The organism is Nocardia sp. NPDC058497 (genome assembly GCF_042720195.1).
Lineage (GTDB): Bacteria > Actinomycetota > Actinomycetes > Mycobacteriales > Mycobacteriaceae > Nocardia.
Window position 1 is genome coordinate 2043 of record NZ_JBHXMY010000285.1, and the last position, 1745, is coordinate 3787.

Below are 1745 nucleotides of genomic sequence, written 5' to 3' on the forward strand. Positions count from 1 at the left end.
GTCTTTACTTCCACCCCCTGGGGGGGGGGCGGGGGGGGGGGGCGGGCCCTTCGTACCACACCGTTGGAAGAGCCACTGATCAGGGGGATAGACAGTGACAGCTCTTGTGCTCCGAAGGGGTCTAGGGACGCGGAACCGACGTCGCCGGACCGTGAGTGGTCGACGGTGAGATCGGCTGCGTGGTAGTGGGATTCGTCGATGTCGGATGTGGACTCGTGGTTTCGGTGGCGCTGTTGGGCGTGGGCGCCGCTGGCGACGACGAGGGTGGGAAGGCTGTGGCGAGGTCGGCGGCCAAGGCGGTGAACCAGGCCGCGGTCGCGGCCAAGGGGGTTTCGCCGCTGGTGGTCGCCGAGACGGTGCTGTAGCTGCTGCGCCGGCCGGAGGAGTCGCTGTACTGGGCCGTCGCCGAGGTCGTGTACAGGTCCTCGGTGTCGGTGATGGTGCTGGTGATCGCCTCGAAGGCGTCGTTGACCCAGGTACTGATCGACTGCGGCGGCACCAGATCCACCACAGCGTCAGCGACTTTCGTGCCCAGCACAGCGACTGCTGCGGCTGGGTTGGACAATCCGACGGCGGCCAGTTCGGCGATCGTGGTCGCGGTGAATACCTTCTGAGCGACCGACACGACGGCGCTGAGGCCGATCGTGCCGATCTTGAACAAGGCCGACAGCGCGTCGGATTCGGTCGGCGCGGTCGCGGTCGGTGAGGAGGCTTCGGCCAGACGCTGACCGAGAGTCTTCGATGGTGAATAGGTCAGCTGGTCCAGGCTGGTACCGCTGATGTCGTCGTTGACGACACCGACAGCGGTGGTGAATGCCGTGCTGACCAGAGCTTGAGCGACTGTAGCGATCGCAGCGACGGGATCTTTGCCCTCGGTCTGGCCCGAGATGTTGGCAACCGCGGTCACCAGCGGACTGCCCGACTGGACGTCACAGGTCGCATCACCGGCCACGCACAGGTCGGCGACCCTGCCGACGAGCGTGCCGTAGCTGACCGGGTTCGCAGCAGCGTCGATCCCGGCACCGGACAGGCCGGTGTTGGTCAGACTGATCTTGGCGACGTTGGTTCCGTCGGTGCCCGTCGCGGCCGCCGGCGCGCTGGCGTTGTCGGTGCCCGGGAACACGCCGGTCGCGGCTCGCCGCGTCGGGTTGGCCAGCAGCGCGACTGCGGCGACCTTTTCGGCCGGAACCCGTGAGCGCCCAGCGCCTACCTTCTCGGCGAAAGCAGCTGCGGCAGCGGCACCTTGGGCATAGCCAGCGACAGCGATCTGGGTCGACGGGCACCGTTCGACTACGTCGCCGGCGAGTTGTTCGATCTGGTCGGCCGCTGTGGTCACAGCCGCGGAGTAGTTGACCGAACCCACTTCTGAGCCGAACACGATGTAGGACCGCTCGATCGCCTCTCCGGCTGTGTTCGCCATCCGTCCGAAGGCTTGTCCCAGGACACCGGTGTCGCCGGTGTCCACGCTCGTGGTCGCGCCTTCCTCGCTGCTCTGCACTCCGAGGACGTAGAGAACCGGACAGGTCGACGTCGCGGGAGCGCCAGACGTGCCGGGTGCGCTCGACCCCGTGGTGGAGGGGGGTTGCGCGGCGGTGATGGCCGACCCGCCGAGCGTGAGGGTCACCGCCAGCGCCACCGCCGTGACGGCTCGGGTCGTGTGATGGATTGCGGGTCGCTTCATCGGATTCGGATTCCTCTCGGGATCGTCGGGTCGGCCTGCCCGCACCCCGCAGAGGGTCGGGGCG

Annotated in this window: 1 protein-coding gene; it reads right to left on the reverse strand. The window is 67.9% G+C overall.

Annotated elements, in window-relative coordinates; genetic code table 11:
• Nucleotides 1-121: 121 nt before the first annotated feature.
• Entirely contained in the window at nt 122-1681 is a 1560-nt protein-coding gene (locus ACFWPJ_RS19280) for a cutinase family protein (RefSeq protein ID WP_378853151.1), read from the reverse strand.
• Nucleotides 1682-1745 lie beyond the last annotated feature (64 nt).